The sequence below is a fragment of the Rhizobium sp. IBUN genome, from assembly GCF_000510625.1.
GTDB lineage: Bacteria > Pseudomonadota > Alphaproteobacteria > Rhizobiales > Rhizobiaceae > Rhizobium > Rhizobium altiplani.
In genome coordinates this window covers 12,839-30,692 of record NZ_AZNV01000014.1, presented here as the reverse complement: position 1 = coordinate 30,692, position 17,854 = coordinate 12,839, and the positions used below count along the sequence as shown (strand labels likewise).

At 59.1% G+C, this 17,854-nt stretch carries 18 protein-coding genes; 8 read left to right on the top strand and 10 right to left on the bottom strand.

Going from position 1 to position 17,854, the window contains the following annotated elements:
• Window positions 1–11: 11 nt before the first annotated feature.
• The gene (urtA, locus tag RHIBUN_RS0114765; RefSeq protein WP_025660111.1) at window positions 12–1,304 is read right to left on the bottom strand and encodes an urea ABC transporter substrate-binding protein; all 1,293 of its coding nucleotides are present in this window, start codon (window positions 1,302–1,304) and stop codon (window positions 12–14) included.
• A gap of 216 nt (window positions 1,305–1,520) precedes the next feature.
• Here urtA and RHIBUN_RS0114760 point away from each other — a divergent pair, with 216 nt between their 5' ends.
• Genes RHIBUN_RS0114760 through RHIBUN_RS0114750 form a run of 3 tightly spaced genes read left to right on the top strand, consistent with a single transcriptional unit; the run spans window position 1,521 to window position 6,248 of the window.
• Window positions 1,521–4,907, top strand: a complete 3,387-nt coding sequence (locus RHIBUN_RS0114760) for an ATP-binding protein (protein WP_025660110.1) — start codon at window positions 1,521–1,523, stop codon at window positions 4,905–4,907.
• Window positions 4,900–5,811 carry a response regulator gene (locus tag RHIBUN_RS0114755; RefSeq protein ID WP_025660109.1) on the top strand — a complete coding sequence of 304 codons (912 nt, stop codon included), beginning with the start codon at window positions 4,900–4,902 and terminating at the stop codon, window positions 5,809–5,811. Before RHIBUN_RS0114760 ends, RHIBUN_RS0114755 begins: the two co-directional genes overlap by 8 nt.
• 26 nt (window positions 5,812–5,837) lie before the next feature.
• Entirely contained in the window at window positions 5,838–6,248 is a 411-nt protein-coding gene (locus RHIBUN_RS0114750; RefSeq protein WP_025660108.1) for a GNAT family N-acetyltransferase, read from the top strand.
• A gap of 27 nt (window positions 6,249–6,275) precedes the next feature.
• Here RHIBUN_RS0114750 and RHIBUN_RS0114745 read toward each other — a convergent pair whose 3' ends face one another.
• From RHIBUN_RS0114745 to RHIBUN_RS0114715, 7 genes are all read right to left on the bottom strand, one after another.
• Window positions 6,276–7,247 (bottom strand): D-glycerate dehydrogenase, encoded by a 972-nt coding sequence (locus RHIBUN_RS0114745; RefSeq protein ID WP_025660107.1) that lies wholly within the window; start codon window positions 7,245–7,247, stop codon window positions 6,276–6,278.
• Window positions 7,248–7,372: 125 nt separating this feature from the next.
• The gene (locus tag RHIBUN_RS0114740; protein ID WP_018858220.1) at window positions 7,373–8,497 is read right to left on the bottom strand and encodes a branched-chain amino acid ABC transporter substrate-binding protein; all 1,125 of its coding nucleotides are present in this window, start codon (window positions 8,495–8,497) and stop codon (window positions 7,373–7,375) included.
• A 118-nt stretch (window positions 8,498–8,615) separates the two neighbouring features.
• Window positions 8,616–8,969, bottom strand: coding sequence for a DUF6867 family protein (locus RHIBUN_RS0114735; protein WP_018858219.1), 354 nt, complete (start codon window positions 8,967–8,969; stop codon window positions 8,616–8,618).
• 24 nt (window positions 8,970–8,993) lie between these two features.
• A complete protein-coding gene (locus RHIBUN_RS0114730; RefSeq protein WP_025660106.1) occupies window positions 8,994–9,722 on the bottom strand; it encodes an ABC transporter ATP-binding protein in 729 nt (242 codons plus the stop codon).
• Window positions 9,722–10,597 carry an ABC transporter ATP-binding protein gene (locus RHIBUN_RS0114725; protein ID WP_025660105.1) on the bottom strand — a complete coding sequence of 292 codons (876 nt, stop codon included), beginning with the start codon at window positions 10,595–10,597 and terminating at the stop codon, window positions 9,722–9,724. The genes RHIBUN_RS0114730 and RHIBUN_RS0114725 overlap by 1 nt, the downstream gene beginning before the upstream one ends.
• Window positions 10,597–11,991 carry a high-affinity branched-chain amino acid ABC transporter permease LivM gene (livM, locus tag RHIBUN_RS0114720; protein WP_018858216.1) on the bottom strand — a complete coding sequence of 465 codons (1,395 nt, stop codon included), beginning with the start codon at window positions 11,989–11,991 and terminating at the stop codon, window positions 10,597–10,599. The genes RHIBUN_RS0114725 and livM overlap by 1 nt, the downstream gene beginning before the upstream one ends.
• Window positions 11,992–11,995: 4 nt before the next feature.
• Window positions 11,996–12,898: a branched-chain amino acid ABC transporter permease gene (locus RHIBUN_RS0114715; protein WP_018858215.1), complete on the bottom strand. Its 903-nt coding sequence runs from the start codon at window positions 12,896–12,898 to the stop codon at window positions 11,996–11,998.
• Between the two features lie 401 nt (window positions 12,899–13,299).
• On the opposite strand from RHIBUN_RS0114715, the gene cysQ reads away from it, so the two are divergent.
• From cysQ to RHIBUN_RS37335, 3 genes are all read left to right on the top strand, one after another.
• Window positions 13,300–14,094, top strand: a complete 795-nt coding sequence (gene cysQ / locus RHIBUN_RS0114710; protein ID WP_025660104.1) for a 3'(2'),5'-bisphosphate nucleotidase CysQ — start codon at window positions 13,300–13,302, stop codon at window positions 14,092–14,094.
• 132 nt (window positions 14,095–14,226) lie between these two features.
• Window positions 14,227–14,571, top strand: coding sequence for a DUF2793 domain-containing protein (locus tag RHIBUN_RS37340; RefSeq protein WP_245271671.1), 345 nt, complete (start codon window positions 14,227–14,229; stop codon window positions 14,569–14,571).
• Window positions 14,572–14,883: 312 nt separating this feature from the next.
• On the top strand, window positions 14,884–15,264 hold the full coding sequence (locus tag RHIBUN_RS37335) for a hypothetical protein (protein ID WP_245271670.1): 381 nt from the start codon (window positions 14,884–14,886) through the stop codon (window positions 15,262–15,264).
• A gap of 17 nt (window positions 15,265–15,281) precedes the next feature.
• Here the strand turns inward: RHIBUN_RS37335 and RHIBUN_RS0114700 are convergent, their stop codons facing one another.
• Window positions 15,282–16,022, bottom strand: coding sequence for a LuxR C-terminal-related transcriptional regulator (locus RHIBUN_RS0114700; protein WP_025660103.1), 741 nt, complete (start codon window positions 16,020–16,022; stop codon window positions 15,282–15,284).
• A gap of 398 nt (window positions 16,023–16,420) precedes the next feature.
• Between RHIBUN_RS0114700 and RHIBUN_RS0114695 the strand changes: the two genes are divergently transcribed.
• Together RHIBUN_RS0114695 and RHIBUN_RS0114690 are read left to right on the top strand one after the other, a co-directional pair.
• Complete coding sequence (locus RHIBUN_RS0114695) at window positions 16,421–16,696, top strand: DUF1153 domain-containing protein (RefSeq protein WP_007533628.1); 276 nt, start codon at window positions 16,421–16,423, stop codon at window positions 16,694–16,696.
• A 319-nt stretch (window positions 16,697–17,015) separates the two neighbouring features.
• Entirely contained in the window at window positions 17,016–17,297 is a 282-nt protein-coding gene (locus RHIBUN_RS0114690) for a GNAT family N-acetyltransferase (RefSeq protein WP_018117275.1), read from the top strand.
• A gap of 100 nt (window positions 17,298–17,397) precedes the next feature.
• Here RHIBUN_RS0114690 and RHIBUN_RS0114685 read toward each other — a convergent pair whose 3' ends face one another.
• The gene (locus tag RHIBUN_RS0114685) at window positions 17,398–17,748 is read right to left on the bottom strand and encodes a hypothetical protein (RefSeq protein ID WP_018117276.1); all 351 of its coding nucleotides are present in this window, start codon (window positions 17,746–17,748) and stop codon (window positions 17,398–17,400) included.
• Between the last annotated feature and the right edge of the window lie 106 nt (window positions 17,749–17,854).

Genomic DNA, 17,854 nt, shown 5'->3' with positions numbered 1-17,854 from the left:
GTGGTTCGCACTCAGGAGCCCTTGCCGCCGCACTTGCCCGAGGCAACGTTGAAGTTGCCGCAGTTCATGGGCTTGCGCCAATCGGAGATCAGGTCCTTGGAGTCCGGCAGGAAGTCGGACCATTCGTCGCCAACGACCGCCGGGGTCTGCTGAACGATTTCGAACTGGCCGTTCGCCTGGATTTCACCGATCAGAACCGGCTTGGTGATGTGGTGGTTCGGCATGACGGTCGCATAGCCGCCCGACAGGTTCGGAACCGTGGTGCCGATGATCGAGTCGAGAACCTTGTCCGTGTCGGTCGTGCCGGCAGCCTGAACAGCCTTAACCCATGCGTTGAAGCCGATATAGGCAGCTTCCATCGGGTCGTTGGTCACGCGCTTGTCGTTCTTGGTGAACTCGTGCCACTGTTTGATGAACTTCTTGTTCGCCGGGCTTTCGACCGACTCGAAGTAGTTCCAGGCAGCGAGGTGACCGACGAGCGGCTTGGTGTCGAGACCGGCAAGCTCTTCTTCACCGACCGAGAAGGCGACGACGGGAATGTCGGTTGCCTTGACGCCCTGGTTGCCGAGTTCCTTGTAGAACGGAACGTTGGCGTCACCGTTGATGGTCGAGACCACCGCCGTCTTCTTGCCGGCCGCGCCGAATTCCTTGATCTTCTTCACTTCCGTCTGCCAGTCGGAGAAGCCGAACGGCGTGTAGTTGATGATGATGTCTTCCTTCGGAATGCCCTTCGAGACGAGATAGGCTTCCAGGATCTTGTTGGTGGTGCGCGGATAGACGTAGTCGGTGCCTTCGAGAACGAAGCGCTTAACGCCTTCCTTTTCCATCAGGTAGTCGACGGCCGGAATCGCCTGCTGGTTCGGAGCGGCACCCGTGTAGAAGATGTTGCGCGAGGACTCTTCGCCTTCATACTGAACCGGGTAGAAGAGGATCGAGTTGAGCTCTTCGAAGACCGGCAGGACCGACTTGCGCGACGAGGACGTCCAGCAACCGAAGACGGCCGCAACCTTGTCCTTTTCGATCAGCTCGCGTGCCTTTTCGGCAAACAGCGGCCAGTCGGAGGCCGGGTCGACGACGACAGCTTCGAGCTTCTTGCCGAGAAGGCCGCCCTTCTTGTTCTGCTCGTCGATGAGCATCAGCATGGCGTCTTTCAGCGTCGTTTCGGAGATCGCCATCGTGCCGGACAGCGAGTGCAGAACGCCGACCTTGATGGTGTCGTCAGCCGCAACGGCTCCGTGGAATGCGGCCGTGGCCGACATGACGGCGCCGAGTGCGGCGCCCGTGATATAGGACTTGAGATTCATCTGGTTGATCCCCTCTTCTTGTTAGACAACAGGCCGAAAACGGAAGTTAACTGTTGCTTAAAGGACTATCCGGTGCTGCACTGCGAAAGCGTATACGTGATATGACGTAGGTGACGGGGCGAAATGTGCAGTTCTGTGCTGCGCCGCACTCTTAAGCCTCGCGTGGTTCCATGTTACGAACGATGACAAGGGGAACAAAGGGGCTGGCACTAACGCATGGCAGCGCGGCAACGCATCATTCCGGTCAGGCGCGAATACAATCGCTGGGTGGCGAACCAGACGCTGGAGGACTATGCGCTGCGGTTCACCGCCAAGAGCGCCCGGCAGTTCTCCTCGCAGCGCATCTCGCAGACGGCAATCGGTGCCATCTCCTTCCTGGCGCTGGAAGCGATCGGTGGCGCCATCACGCTCTCCTACGGCACGACCAACGCCTTCTACGCCATCATCGTCGCCTCGATCGCCATGCTCGCCATCGGCCTGCCGATCAGCCGCTACGCGATCCGCCACGGCGTCGATATCGACCTGCTGACCCGCGGTGCGAGCTTCGGCTATATCGGCTCCACGGTCACGTCCCTGATCTATGCCAGTTTCACCTTCATGCTGTTTGCGATCGAAGCCTCGATCATGTCCGGCGCGCTGGAGCTGACGCTCGGCATCCCTCTGTGGATCGGCTACATCATCAGCGCCGTCATGGTCATTCCGCTGGTGACGCACGGCGTCCGGCTGATCAGCCGATTCCAGTTGCTGACCCAGCCTTTCTGGATCGTCCTCAATGTCCTGCCCTTCCTCTTCATCGCCGTGATGGACTGGGAGAAATTCGATCTGTGGCGCGCCTTTGCCGGCATTCGCCATGCTTCGGGGCCGCCGGGCACGGTCGCACCTTTCGATCTCGTCGAATTCGGCGCCGCCTCAGCCGTCATATTGGCGCTGATGTCGCAGATCGGCGAACAGGCCGACTTTCTGCGCTTTCTACCCCCGGAGAAGCAGACGAAATGGCGCCACCGCCTCGCGGTCTTCCTCGCCGGCCCAGGCTGGGTGATCATCGGGGCGCCGAAGCTGCTAGCCGGCTCCTTCCTCGTCGTGCTGACGTTCGCGTCCGGCGTGCCGGTTGATCGTGCCGCCGATCCGGCCCAGATGTATCTGACCGCCTTTGGATACATGATCCCCTGGCACAACGCCGCCCTGCTGCTGATGGCTGCCTTCGTGGTCGTATCGCAGTTGAAGATCAATGTGATGAACGCCTATGCAGGCTCGCTCGCCTGGTCGAACTTCTTCTCCCGCCTCACTCATAGCCATCCCGGCCGCGTCATCTGGCTCGTCTTCAACGTGGCGATTGCCCTTCTGCTGATGGAACTTGGCATCTATAGGCTGCTCGAGGAAACGCTCGGCATCTTCTCGATCATCGCCATGGCCTGGCTCTGCACGATCTCGGCGGACCTTTTCATCAACAAGCCGCTCGGCCTTGCGCCTCCCGGCATCGAATTCAAGCGCGCTCACCTCTACGACATCAACCCCGTCGGCCTCGGCGCCATGACGCTATCGGCCGGCATCGCGCTGGTCGCGCATTTCGGCGTCTTCGGCTCCATCGCAGCCTCCCTCGCGCCTTACATCACGCTTGTTGTCGCGCTGATCGCCTCGCCGCTGATCGCCTGGAGTACGAAGGGCAGGTTCTATCTCGCTCGCAAGCCGCGCCACAGCTGGAAGAACCTTACCAACATCACCTGTTCCGTCTGCGAGCATCCATTCGAGCCTGAAGATATGGCCTGGTGCCCGGCCTATGCGGCACCGATCTGCTCGCTCTGCTGTTCGCTCGACAGCCGCTGCCACGACATGTGCAAGCCGAAGGCGCGCTTCAACGCACAGGTTGGCACGGTCGCCAAGGCAGTACTGCCGGGGAGCGTCGTTGAGAAGCTGACCACACGCCTCGGTCGCTATGGCATCGCCGTCGTGCTCGCCCTGACGGCCGTCGGAACCATCCTCGCGATGATCGCCCATCAGGTTTCCTCGGCGTCACCCGAAACCGCCGACGTCGTCAACGGAACGATCCTGGTAGTCTTCTTCGTCTTCGCGGTGATTGCGGGAGTCGTCTGCTGGTTTTACGTGCTCGCGCATGACAGCCGGGTCGTTGCCGAGGAAGAATCCTCTCGCCAGAATACGCTGCTGCTGAAGGAAATCGCCGCGCACAAGAAGACCGACGCCGCCCTTCAGACCGCCAAGGAAACGGCTGAAGCCGCCAACCGTGCGAAGAGCCGTTATGTCGTCGGCCTTAGTCACGAATTGCGCACGCCGCTGAACGCCGTGCTCGGCTACGCGCAGATTCTCGAGCGCGACGAAACCATTCCCACTCCACGACAGTCGTCGATCAAGGTCATCCGCCGCAGCGCCGAGCATCTCTCCGGTCTTATCGACGGTCTCCTCGATATCTCCAAGATCGAAGCCGGGCGCCTGCAGGTCTATTCCAACGAGATCAACATTAAGGATTTCCTGGATCAAATCGTCGACATGTTCCGCCCTCAGGCCCAGGCCAAGGGATTGACGTTCCATCACGACCGCTCACCCGCCCTGCCCCACTTCGTACGCACCGACGAGAAGCGGTTGCGCCAGATCCTCGTCAATCTGCTCTCCAACGCCATCAAGTTCACTGACGAAGGCAGCGTCATCTTCGACGTTGGCTATCGCAGCCAGGTCGCCACCTTCACGGTCAGCGACACCGGCCGCGGCATTGCCGAGAAGGACTTGAGCCGTATCTACGAGCCGTTCCAGCGTGGCGAAGCCGACAGCGTCCGGCCGATGCCGGGCCTTGGCCTCGGTCTGACGATCACGCAGCTTTTGACCAACACGCTGGGCGGCGAAATCTCGGTGAGCAGCGAGAAGGATCGCGGAACGGTCTTCCGCGTTCGCCTCATGCTTTCCGCCGTGCTTCGCGAAATGACGGTCCCGCCACAGGAGAAGAAGATCGTCAGCTACGACGGTCCTCGGCGCACGATCGTCGTCGTGGACGACAATGAGGACCACCGCGAGATGATGCGCGAGGTGCTCGCCCCACTTGATTTCGTCGTGCTGACGGCGGCAAGCGGAGCCGATTGCCTGACTTTGATCGAAGGCATCCAGCCCGATCTCTTCCTGGTCGATATCTCGATGCCGGGCATGAATGGCTGGCAACTCGTTTCGCGCCTGCGCGCGAACGGCCAGACTGCCCCGATCGTCATGCTGTCCGCCAATATCGGCGACGCCGCCGCACACCGCGATAGCGATGACAGCCACAATGATGCCATCGGCAAGCCTGTCGACATCAAGCAACTGCGTGACAAGCTTGCGCTCCATCTGGGTTTGAGGTGGATCTATGCGGAGGCGATCCCGCCCGCCCCCGCCAAGCACGACCGGCCGCTGGTCAGTCCAGGACACTCCCATGTTCAGGAATTGTTGCGGCTCGCCGAAATCGGCTACATCAGAGGCATCGAGGCAAAGCTCGGCGACCTTGCCAAGGTAGAAGAAAATCAGCCATTTACAGAAGAACTTCGCTCCTATGCGGCCTCCTTCGATCTGAACGGCCTCATGAATTTCCTGCACCGTTTTGACGAGAAGGTAGAAACCCTTGGCTGAGCTCCCGCGCGACATCGTTCTGCTGGTGGATGACTCGCCGGAGGCTTTGGGGTTCCTGACCGATGCTCTGGAGCAGTCCGGATTCTCGGTCCTGATCGCCACGTCAGGCTCGGCTGCCCTAAATATTGTGGAGCGCATTACGCCCGATCTCATTCTGCTGGATGCGGTCATGCCCTCCATGGACGGCTTTGAGACTTGTAGGAGACTCAAAGCCAACCCGGCAATCAGCCAGATACCGGTCATCTTCATGACCGGCCTGACAGAAACCGAGCATGTCGTTCGTGCACTCGAATCCGGAGGCGTCGACTACCTGACGAAACCGATCAATATCGACGAGCTGCGAGCGCGGATCGGCGTCCATCTGCGCAACGCCCGTTCCACACAGAGCGCGCGCGTTGCGCTGGACGCTGCCGGCCGACATTTGCTCGCCGTCAAGGGCGACGGCGATATTCATTGGTCGACGCCACAGGCAACACGCCTCGCCAACGCAGCGATGAATCGAGATGATGCCATGGACACGGTGGTCAGCAGGATTGCCGAGTGGATGAAGACCCGCCCGGCCTCGGCGCGCGAGGGCGCGATCTCGCTTTCGCATGCCGGCAAGGACGTGCTTCAGCTGGCCTTCCTGGGCGCGATCGGTCCGGATGAATATCTGTTTCGCCTGACGGCAAACAACGCGCGGGCCGACGACGAGGTGCTGCGCCGGCATTTCTCGCTGACACAGAGGGAATCCGAAGTGTTGTTATGGATTGCGAAAGGCAAGGCCAACCGCGATATCGGCGAGATTCTCGGCCTGTCGGCGCGCACCGTGAACAAGCATCTCGAACAGATCTATGTGAAGCTCGGCGTCGAAAACCGTGCCTCGGCGGCGGTCAAGGCCGCTCACGTCTTGCATGAGACGTGAACGATCTAGAGTCGGAGAGCGCAGCATTGATCCGTAGGGCGACAAATCGGGATACTGCCCGGATCGTCGAAATCCGCGCCGGGGTATCGGAGAACATCCTGTCCGATCCCTCCAAGGTTACCCTGGACGATATCAATTGGTTCATTGCCAATCCCGGCATCTTTGTCGGGGAAGAAAATGGCGAAGTCGCCAGCTTCTCGGCGGCGGACACCCGCGACGACTTCATCTGGGCATTGTTCGTGGACGAGCAGTACAGCGGTCGCGGGATCGGGCGTGCCCTGCTTGAACGCGCGTGTCAAACGTTGAAATCCGCCGGCTTCGAGCGGATTCGCTTGACGACGGATCCCGCGACGAGAGCCGAAAGGCTTTACCGACGCGCCGGCTGGCGCCTGATCGGCCATCGAGACGGCGAGCTACTCTTCGAACTCAGCCTCTAGCAAAACTCTCGCGGAGGAAGAGGCAGATCAAACAACGCGGTCGGGCGGCGACCGCCCCTCGAAGAAGGCAGTGACGTTGTCCACCACCTTTATCCCCATGGCCGTGCGGGTTTCCTCGGTCGCGCTGCCGAGATGCGGCAGCAGAACAACATTCTCCATGACTTTCAGCGCATCCGGTACGTGCGGCTCGGCCGCATATACGTCGAGCCCGGCACCACGAATGACGCCGTCCTTCAGCGCGGCGATCAAAGCCACCTCGTCAACGACATCGCCGCGTGCAGTATTGATCAGGAACGCGCCGGGCTTCATTGCCGCAAGTCGACCCACATTCATCAGGTGTCGGTTTACCGCACCACCTGGGCAATGCAGGGACACGAAGTCGGATAGCGCCAATACCTCCTCAATCGTCGGCAATTGCCGTGCCCCGTAGCGCGCCGCTTCCGACGGATCGACCGGTGTTCTGTTGTAGAAAACCACGTCCATGCCAAAACCGAAATGGCAACGTTGTGCGAACGCCCTGCCGATGCGCCCGAAGCCGATGATGCCGACGGTTTTGCCGGTGACCTTCGTCCCGATCATGTGCGTCGGGCACCACCCGGCCCACTCGCCGGAGCGGACCTGACGCTCGCCCTCGCCGCCGCGCCGGGCCACTGTCAGTAGCAGCAGCATGGCGATGTCAGCCGTGCAATCGGTCAGCACGTCGGGCGTATTCGTCACGACGATCCCGCGGCCCTTGGCGGCATTGGTGTCGATATGATTGTAGCCGACCCCGAAATTGCCGAGTATGCGCGTGCGCGGCGTCACGACATCGAAAACGGCTGCAGGCAACTTGTCGGAGACCGTCGGCAAGATGGCATCGTACTCATCCATCGCTTGGCGCAATGCCTCCACGCTCATCGCTTCATCGCGCAGGTTCAATGTTACATCGAACCGTTCCGAAAGGATGCGTTCGACGGCTGACGGCCAGCGGCGCGTAACGAGAATGCGTGGTTTGGACATGGTGACCTGCTCCGAATGCTTGGTTGGCTTTCTAGCCAGTAGCCCAAAAAGCCCGATGGGCCAAACAGAAGAAGCCCGGTCTTGCGACCGGGCTTCCAAAATCCGCACAAGCGGGGGATGAACCCTTACTTGGCTTCCTGCGGGAAGTAGCTGTACTTGCCGTCTGGACCCTTCTTCCACTCGTACATGATGTAGCCGGGAAGCTTCGGGTCACCCTTTTCGTCGAATGACATGTCGCCGAGAACGGTCGGGAACGGGCCCTTTGCCTTCATTGCAGCAGCAACGGCTTCAGCGTCGTTGGAACCGGCAGCCTTTGCACCGCCAGCGATCGACTGCAGCGCAGCGTAGGAGTAGAGCGTGTAAGCTTCCGGGTTGAAGCCTGCAGCCTTGAACTTCGCAACGAGATCCTTGTTGGCCGGGTTCAGCGTCGGATCGGGGCCGAAGGTGTTCAGCGTACCGGCAACTGCGTCGCCAGCGATCGATGCCAATTCGTTCGAAACGATACCGTCACCGGAAACCAGCGTAGCTTTGAGGCCCTGGTCGGCTGCCTGACGGATGATCAGACCAGCTTCGGTGTGGAGGCCACCCCAGTAGATGATCGTGACGCCGGCTTCCTTCATCTTGGCGATGAGAGCCGAGAAGTCCTTGTCGCCAACGTTGATACCTTCGTAGAGGGCTTCCGTCGTGCCAGCAGCGTTCAGAGCCTTCTTGGTTTCGTCAGCGAGACCCTGGCCGTAAGGCGTCTTGTCGTGAACGACAGCGATCTTGGCGTCCTTGAAGTGGTCAGCAAGATACTTGCCGGCGATTGCACCCTGCTGGTCGTCACGGCCGCAAGTACGGAACGTGTTCCAGAGGCCGCGCTCGGTGAACTTCGGGTTCGTAGCGGCCGGGGTGATTTCGAGCATGCCGTTTTCAGCGTAGACTTCGGAAGCCGGGATCGAAACGCCCGAGTTGAAGTGGCCGATTACGAACTTGACACCGTCAGCAGCGAACTTGTTCGCGACCGAGATGCCCTGCTTCGGGTCGGAAACGTCGTCGCCGAGCACGATCTTGACCTGCTCGCCGTTGATGCCACCAGCGGCGTTGATGTCAGCGGCGGCCTGCTCTGCGCCCTTCTGGAGCTGAGCGCCGAACGCAGCGTTCGGGCCAGTCAGCGGACCAGCAACGCCAACGATGATGTCGGCCCATGCGTTGCCGCTGAAGGCGACCATCGCCGTCAGTGCCACAGCCGACAGGAGAGACTTTTTCATTCTGTTACTCCCAATTTTTTAGCGGGTTCCGTTCCACTACCCAGCGCATTACCCACTTTACTGCGCCAGGAAACTTGTTCCACTCGGAGGGGCATCTGTCCCTAGATTCAACCGGCTGTCAATGTTTTGCCTTCCAAGAGAAGGGGGACGTCTTTTCGTATAGCCAGTAGTAGTTGTTGACCATCTGATTGGTCCGGCGATAGCGATAGCCGGCCGTCGAGAAGATCAGAAGCAAGACCAGGTCGATTACATAGTAAAAGAGGCTGAGAACCGGTCCATCGAACAGTGCGTGATGCAGGAATTGCATCGCACCAGCAAGCAGAACAGTATAGGCGATTACCAGAGGATAGTTGCTCCAGCTCTCGGCCGCGGCTCTGCCGGCCCTCCATGCCGTCCAGAATCCAATCAGCACGACGACCAAGCGAATTGCGCTGCGCACGCCCGTATCGCTCTCAAAGAAAAGTCCCTGCATATCAAAGTCTCCCCTTCGTCATGCTCAATGACGTCCGCCTTCGAGATAGGCGGCACGCACTTCTGGATTCGCGAGAAGTTCCATGCCGGAACCGCTCATGGTGACCTTGCCGTTGACCATGACATAGGCACGGTCCGACAAGCGCAGAGCTGCGAAGGCGTTCTGCTCCACGAGGAAGACAGTCAGGCCTTCTTCCTTGTTGAGTTTCTTGATCGCCTCGAAAATGCCCTTGACGATCAGCGGTGCTAGACCAAGCGAGGGCTCGTCCAGCAACAGCAGCTTTGGACGCGCCATCAGCGCGCGACCGATCGACAGCATCTGCTGCTCGCCGCCCGAGAGCGTACCGCCGCGCTGGCCCTGGCGCTCCTTGAGGCGCGGGAACATCGTAAAGACCTTCTCGACGTCCTCGTTGAAGTATTTCAGGTTGTCGAGACCCGCGCCCATCTGGAGATTTTCCATGACGGTCATGCGCGGGAAGATACGGCGTCCTTCAGGCGACTGCGCGATGCGAAGGCGGGCGATCTCATGCGTCGGCAGACGCGTGATATCCTGGCCATCGAAAACCACCGAGCCCTTGCGCGCCTGCGGACTTCCGCAAATCGTCATCATCAGCGTCGACTTGCCGGCGCCGTTGGCACCGATCAGGCTTACGATCTCGCCGCGATGGACCTCGATATCGATTCCGGCCAGGGCCCGGATGTTGCCATAGTAGGTTTCAACGCCCTGAACGTTCAGAAGTGGCTGGCCAGTCATTAGTGCGAGCCTCCTTCGAGGTTCTCTACGGCTGCAATCACTTCTTCCACTTCCTCGTCCTCGACACCGAGATAGGCCGCGATAACCCGCGGGTCCTGCTTCACTTCATCAGGCGTGCCATCGGAAATCTTCTGACCGTATTCCAGCACGACGACATGGTCGGAAATTTCCATGACCACCGACATATCGTGCTCAATCAGCAGGATCGACGTGCCGCTTTCGCTGCGAATGCTGCGCAGCAGCGCGTTCAGCGCGGCCGACTCGCGGGGATTGAGGCCAGCAGCAGGCTCGTCCAGGCACAGAAGTTCCGGCTCCGTACACATGGCGCGCGCGATCTCAAGCCGGCGCTGTGCGCCATAAGGCAGATCACCAGCCGGGTCATCGGCGCGATCAATCAGATCAGCCTTCTCTAGCCAGTGGCGTGCCAGTTCAACGGCATTCTTCGCCTCTGCCCGATACGGCCCGATGCCCACGAGACCCATCACGGTGAACCCGGACGCCTTCATCAGCTTGTTGTGCTGGGCGACGAGCAGGTTTTCGAGAACCGTCAGGCCGGAAAACAGCCGGATGTTCTGGAACGTGCGGGCAACCCTGGCTTCCTTGGTGATCCGGAAGTCCGGAAGGCGCTCCAGCAAGAACTCCTTGCCGTCCTTCTGCTTCAGCGTGATCATGCCCATCGTCGGCTTATAGAAGCCGGTGATGCAGTTGAAGACCGTCGTCTTGCCGGCGCCGTTCGGGCCGATGAGTGCGGTAATGTCGCCACGCTTGGCTTCAAATGAGAAGTCGTTGATCGCCATCAGGCCACCGAACTTCATCGACAGATGCTCGACCTTCAGCAAAGTATCGCTGGTCATGTTTGTTTCCTGAGGGCTCATCAACCGTGGCCCTCCTTGGTAAAGCTGCCGGAAACTGCCTTGCGCTCCTTGAGGAAGGCTGTCGGTTCACGCGACCCCACGAAGCCGCGCGGCTTGATCAGCATCACGACGACCATCGCCAGGCCGAACAGCAGCATACGGTAAAGCTCAGGCGTGAAGTCCGGTCCGAAAATCATCTTCAGGAAGGCCATCTCACGCAGCATTTCCGTGCCGCCAACCATGACGATCGCAGCGATCGCGATACCGGTCAGCGAGCCCATGCCGCCGAGAACGACGATGGCGAGGATAACAGCCGATTCCAGGAAGACGAACGATTCCGGGGAAACGAAGCCCTGACGAGCGGCAAAGAAGGAGCCTGCGAAACCACCGAACATAGCGCCCGTCGCAAAGGCCGTGAGTTTCGTCGTCACCGTATTGATCCCGAGCGAGCGGCAGGCAATTTCGTCTTCGCGCATGGCCTCCCATGCACGGCCGATCGGCATCCGGCGCAGGCGGATCGTCACATAGGCGGTCAGCATGCAGAGGGCCAGGATCAGGTAGAAAAGGAAGATCTTGTAGTAGGCCGATGACATCGGCAGGTGGAACAGCTTCGCAAAGCCGCCGGCGCTCGCATCAAACGGGATGCCGAAAAGCGTCGCCTTCGGAATGCCCGAGATACCGAACGTGCCTTTGGTGAGATCCGTCCAGTTGATGATGACCAGGCGAATGATTTCACCGAAGGCCAGCGTGACAATCGCGAGGTAGTCGCCGCGCAGTCGCAGAACCGGGAAGCCCAGAATCACACCCCACAGCGCTGCCAGAATACCGGACAGAGGCAGGAGCACCCAGAACGACAGGCCGAAATAGCTGGACAGGAGCGCGTAAGAGTAGGCGCCGATCGCGTAGAACGCCACGTAGCCAAGATCGAGCAAGCCAGCGAGGCCAACGACGATGTTCAGCCCCCAAGCCAGCATCACGTAGATCAGAATCTGGATACCGAAGTTATCCACCCACTTCAGCGAACCCTGCGGACCCGCGACGGCGTAGATGAACACCGGATAGAGCAGCAGTGCGACGAGCGCGATCTTCAAGAAATGTGTGTGGAAAAAGCCCTTTTCGGCCGAGATATCCAGCTCGCCACTACGCGCCTTCGCCAACTTGCGTGCATCAAGGTGCGGCCGCAGGAAGACGACGGTCAGGAAGCGACCGACGGCTGCAATCGCTACGAATATAGCTAGGAGGCCCCAGCGCTGAACAATGATGAGTTCGTTGCTGATATTCTGATCGGTCTTCAGGCCAACGTACAGCACGAACATGCCGAACGCGATCAGGGCAGCAAACAGAGCTTCTTTAATACCCGTCTGAACAAGTCCGGCTTTGGCGGGCTTGTCAGCGGAACGTACAACATTTTCCATGACGTTAAACCTTCTCGACTTCCGGCCGGCCCAGGATACCTGTCGGCTTGAAGATCAGCACGAAAGCGAGGATGGCGAATGTCGCCACATCCTTGTACGCGATGGTGAAGTAGGCCGACCACAACGACTCGATCAAACCGATCATCAGCCCACCCAGGACAGCGCCTGGAAGCGAACCGATACCGCCGAGAACGGCCGCGGTGAACGCCTTCACACCCGGTACGAAGCCGTCGTTGAAGTTCACGACACCATAATACATCAGATACATGGTACCTGCGACCGCAGCCAGCGCCGCGCCCATGATGAAGGTGATGGAAATCGTCTGATCGACATTGACGCCCAGCAGCGCCGCCATCTTGCGGTCCTGCTCAGTTGCACGCTGAGCGCGCCCGAGCGACGTATGATTGACGAGGTACCAGAACACCGTCAGCAGCACCACCGTGATAAGGATGATGACGATCTGCTTCAGCGAGATGGAGATGCCGGCGACGTTGTATACAGTGCTGACCAGCGGCGGGATCGGCTTGTTGCGCGGCCCCTGGGTCACCTGGATGAAGTTCGACAGCGTGATCGACATGCCGATCGCAGTGATCAGCGGCGCCAGGCGAAACGATCCGCGTAGCGGACGATAAGCAACACGCTCGATCGTCCAGTTCCACAAGCTCGTCATCAACATTGCGATCAGGAGCATAACCAGCAGCAAAACTGCAACCGGAAGACCCGCAAACATGGAGGTGAGGACGAGAAAAACGATGAGGCCGGCGAAACCGCCAAGCATGAAAATATCGCCATGGGCGAAGTTGATCATGCCGATAATGCCGTAAACCATCGTATAGCCAATAGCCACAAGGCCATAGATGGATCCAAGAGTCAGCCCATTAACGAGCTGCTGGACAAAATATTCCATATACCATTTCCCCTGGATGCAAGCCGGTTTAGCCAACATCTCTTGTTATTAGAGCTTTTGATGCGCCCTTGATTAAGGATTTCATACCGCTTTCAAACCAAAAGGGAAGCGCAAAATCGCAAAGCTCCAAAGTTCTTTGCCGTTTTGGTGAAAATGACTTTTTTGCGACCAACAATTCGCTTTTTTTAACATGTGAAGCCCCAGAAAGCGCTTTTTGACTTTAGAATGGTGCAAACTGCAACACCATCCCGCTTTCGGACAATGCCGCGGCACGGGGCAGGCTGGATTCTGTCCCAGAAACTGTCGCTTGAATTTGGCAAGTTTCACTTGGCCGAGGGAATTGCTTATATAAAGGTGAAACGCTGCAGGTGAGCGCAACAAAAAGATCCGGAAGGCGAGCAATGCTCGAAACATTTGAGCGCGCCGCTCTCGAAGCGGGCAAAGCGATTATGAAGGTCTATCGGGAGGGATGCCCGACCGCCAGGAAAGCAGACAACAGCCCGGTCACCATCGCCGACGAGCGTGCCGAGCGCATCATCATTGCACAGCTTGAAGCCGCGTTCCCCGATACGCCGATTATCGCGGAAGAATCAGTGGCAGCAGGAAACGTGCCTGCGATCGGCAGATCCTTCTTCCTTGTGGATCCGCTCGACGGCACACGGGAATTCGTCGACCGACGACGCGAGTTCACCGTGAACATTGCCTATATCAGCGAGGGACGCCCTCTCGCAGGGATCGTTTATGCCCCCGCCCTCGGCGTCGCCTTCGCTGGCGAGGACAGCAAGGCCGAGAAACTCCTTGTCGACGACCGTTTTCAGGTGACACGGCGGACGCCCATCCGGGTGCGTCCGCAACCGGCCGACCGGACGGCTTTGGCAAGCAGATCCCACAACAGCCCCCAGACAGATGTTTTTCTCGCCGCAAACGCGATCTCCCACTGCACCAACATCGGCTCCTCGCTGAAATTCTGCATGCTGGCTGAAGGCCTGGCCGACGTTTATCCGCGCTTCACGCGGACAATGGAGTGGGATACAGCCGCCGGGGATGCCGTGCTGCGCGCTGCGGGCGGCTCCACCGTAACGCTGGACGGGTTGCCGCTGACCTACGGCAAGACGTCTCAAATGCATGACAGCGACTTCGCCAACCCGAACTTCATTTCCTGGGGCGGCGCCAGATCCGCTTTGGAGCGGGCATAACCTCGTCGGAAAAACACGCAAAATCAGCGGGATGCGGCTTTCGCTGTCCACGTCTCATTTGTGGCGCCTAGGATTCTCGGTGAATGACACCACGCCGGGCGCCCGTCCGGCCAATCCCGGAGCCGCAAAACCGTGTCTGACCAGACCAACAATCTCGCCCTCCCCTACATCCTACCCTCCCAAGCGCAGAGGCATGGGACCCATAACGAGGCGCTGCAGCGTCTCGATGCCATTGTCCAACTCTGCATCGTCGAAGTATCCTCCGCTCCGCCCTCAGACGCGTCTGAGGGACAGTGCTATCTTGTCGCTGAGGGAGCCGGTGGTTCGTGGTCCGGAAAGGACGGCATGCTGGCGCTCCGCCAGGATGGCGCCAGGATCTATATCCAACCCAGGACGGGCTGGCGTGGCTTCGTCGCCGCCCAGGGCCAACTTCGTGTTTTCAAGCAGCGGCGAGTGGCGCGCGATATCGCTCGATGATCACAGTGCTCTTCCTATAATCGGCGTCAACACGTCGCCGGACGCCGTCAATCACCTCGCAGTGGCCTCGGAAGCGAGCCTCTTCGGCAATGCAGGCCACGGGCACCAGTTGAAGGTGAACAAAGCCGCCGTCGCGGAGACGGGAACCCTGCTTTTTCAGACAGCATGGTCCGGCCGGGCGGAAATTGGCCTCGCGGCAACGACGACTTTTCGATCAAGGTCAGCGGCAATGGCGCCGATTGGCTGACCGCTCTGACAATTTCGTCCCGAGGCACGGTGAGAACCCCGGCGAGACCTGCTGCCCGAACGTCCTTGGCCGCGGGAACATCCACGCCTGCAGACGGCAGCCGAACCGGCTTCAGCGACTTCCATCTGCTGCAGGGCGGCTTTTCTCTTGGCTCGGCTCTGCCCACAGGCGCTGGCAATCGCTTGCTTATCCCGGAGACCGGCTTTTATCTCCTGCAATTGACAGCAAGCACCCTCTCCTCCTCCGGGCACGAAACTGCGATCGATGTAAATGGTACGACGGAACTCGCCTCTCTCGTCGGTTCCGCGTCGACCAGCGCAGTACGCGATATTGCCTGCACCGTGGCCGCATTGAACGAGGGAGACTGGCTGGCGCTCCTGCATCACGGAAGCGCACAATATGAGTTTGGAGCCGCAGAGACCGAGCTTTCGGCAATAATGCTCTAGATCGGTTCGATAAACGCCTAGAGCAACCGATAGCGAAGTGCGCGGGCGATTGCCTGCATGCGGTTAACAGAGTCGAGCTTTCGCATCGCGCTCTTCAGGTAGCCGATGACCGTATGTGCGGAGAGATCGAGAATAATCGCGATCTCTTCACTGCTCTTTCCCGCGGCCGACCAACGCAGGCACTCGATTTCCCGGCTGCTGAGGTTCTCCATCGGTTGCTCAACAGGGTTCTGCTGCGCAAACAGCTCCAGAAACTCCATCGCCCGGAAAACCTGCCGCATTGCCTCCTCGCGAGCGAGACGCACGCGCTCACCCGAGAATGCGAATATGAAGTGCCGCAAATGCATGTCATGCAAGGCAAAGGCAAATGTGTCCTTGAGGCCATGGCCCCTGAAGTGCGCCGTCAGCCGGTCGTTTCCCTGGTTTGCAGCCGCGCTTTCGAATGGCGCCTTGTCACAGAAGACAGGCATCGCTGTCGTCTTGAGAGCCGAGACCAGCTTGCTGCAATAGAAGAGGTCAACCTCCTCATAGAGATCAATGAGCTCTTGCGGCCAGTTGCTAGCGAGATAGTTGCTGGCGAAGCCGCTGCGATCCCCGCGCGGAAACTCCGCAAACAAGTATTGGTTGAATCCCGCCTCGACTGCCATCTCAGCCACGCAATCGTTGAATCGTTCCGAGGACATTTTCTGCCCGGACGCGATCCGCGAAAAAACAGCATCCCCCACGCCGTCGCGGACGGCGCGTTCTTGCTTCTTCATTTTCCTGTCCCTCGGCGGCTAGCTTCGCCTCAGCTTCTTCATTTCGTCGACCAGAATGGCCACGCGCCGCAGAGGAAAAGCAAAGGCACGTATCAAAAGGACACGAAGCAAACCTTAGTTATTCCGGGCACCACGAAAAGAACGGAGACGCGGTCTTGCACTAACAACTATGTTGCGGCGCTTATAAATTGACGTTCGTCAATTGCCCACTAGCCATTGCGCATGGCTCCTATGCGCTCATCACAAATTTACGCAGGGGAAGGCTACGAGGGCGCGCAAATCGCTTCCAGGAAGTCGACGCCTAAACTTCTTATCAAAGTGTTACTATGCGCTTAGGCAATTCTTAAATGTGACAAGCTAGAGTGACGGCCGTGGTCTTGAGTTGTGTAGAGAGTCCAATGACCGAAATGATACGTCCCCGAGTAAAATATGTCATCGGCCCCGATGGCAGCCCGCTGACGATTGCGGATTTGCCACCGCCGAATACCAGGCGCTGGGTTATCCGTCGCAAAGCAGAGGTTGTAGCGGCGGTTCGCGGTGGCCTGTTGAGCTTGGAAGAAGCGTGCGAGCGTTACACGCTGACTGTCGAAGAGTTCTTGTCCTGGCAGTCTTCCATTAACAGCCATGGCCTTGCCGGTTTGCGCACCACGCGTATTCAGCAGTATCGCCACTGACAAGCCCATCCTGGGCAACGATTTTTAGATTCGGGCCGCTTGCATGTCCTGAGGGGGATATACAAACGGCCCGCAATCATTAACGCAGCCTGCAGACGCCCTGCTTTTATGCTGCGACAAGCCTCACCACGAGTTCCCTGCTCCATAGACCACTCGGCAGGAAAATCGGTCGGTGAGCCGGAATTGCTGCCGGCCTCGTACCGGCAGCAATTGTCCCCGCCTCTTCTCATCGAACACTGTGTCCACATCGCCCGCCTTGGCGCGGCCGGGATGACATGCCAATTTCCGACCGACAGCTGAATGTTGACGAGGAATGGCAATGAACATCAGGAATGAAGAGAATCCCTCCGGCGGCCGCTACGTTGCAGAGGTCGAGGGCCATCAGGCCGAAATGACCTATTCCCGCGCATCGCCGGCGCTTGTCATTATTGACCACACCGGCGTACCCGATGCGCTGCGCGGCAAGGGCGTTGGCCAGGCACTTGCTCTTCATGCCGTCGAGGAGGCACGCAAAGGGGGATGGAAGATCTTCCCGTTATGTCCCTTCTTCAAAGCGCAAGCGCAACGCCACGAGGAGTGGCGCGACGTCATTAACGGTTAGCCCAATAACGCCAAAAGCCATGTATGACGGACGCGACGGCCCATCATGCATGGCTTTTTTCGAGGCGATCCCAAGGTGCCAACAGCACCCGTTTCCCGCCTTAGGCTCTTGCCCGGACTGCGCCGTCGCGCTCTTCGAGCGCGGCTGCACGTGCATATTCCGCCTGTATCTCTTCGAGCGCCTGTTCAAGCGCCTCTTCCTGCATCTTCAGTTCCTTGATCGAGACCTGAAGATTGTCCGCGCGCTGGCGAGCTGCCTTTGCGAAGGTCGGATAGGCGAAGTGATTCGGGTCGGAAATGCCGGACTTCTTTTCCTCGACGACGATCTGGCTCTCCAGATCCTTCGTCATCCTATCAAATTCGGACATCATCATCTGCAATTGCTGCAGTTGGCGACGTTTTTCGTTCACCTGAAACTCCTTCAGGCGAACTAGGCTCTCACGCGACTTCATACGCATTACTCCAGTGATGCGAGACCCCTGCTCCACTTTAAATCGCCCTTGCCGGCCGCTTTGACGCGGCCTGCCGAAAAAATTTCCGTCGGTATTAACAAAAACC